This window comes from Singulisphaera rosea, from assembly GCF_054877945.1.
The window spans coordinates 1-455 of sequence record NZ_JBTYIP020000103.1 but is presented as its reverse complement, the minus strand read 5'-3'; the positions used below and the strand labels follow the sequence as shown (position 1 = coordinate 455).

Here is a 455-nt window from a genome sequence, read left to right as displayed (position 1 = left end):
TCGATGTCCTACGACGCGGCCGGCCGGATGACGACGCTGACACACCAGATTGCCGGAGGATCGGGTCTGGCGTCCTACGTCTACACCTTCGACAACGCCGACCGCCTGACGAGCGAGAAGTACGACGGCGGCGGCGTGATCAGCTACATCTACGACGCCGGCGACCAGTTGACGAATACCGACGGGGCCCGCCACGCGACCTACTCGTACGACCTTGCCGGCAACCGATCGATGAGCGGCTACGCCACGATCGCCTACAACGAAATGAGCTCCAGCGCCACGGCCACGACCACGTACTCGTACACGTACGACGCCGAAGGCAACATGACGAGTCGGACGGATGCGACGGGGGCGATGACGACGTTCGCGTGGGACTACCGCAACGAGCTCGTCGGCGCGACGATCCGAAACAGCTCCGGGACCATCACCGAGCAAGTCACCTACACCTACGACGC

At 64.0% G+C, this 455-nt stretch carries 1 pseudogene; it reads left to right on the top strand.

The features are described from left to right. Positions 1-27: 27 nt before the first annotated feature. A pseudogene (locus tag ACYOEI_RS41140) lies at positions 28-455 on the top strand (RHS repeat-associated core domain-containing protein); the annotation flags it as partial.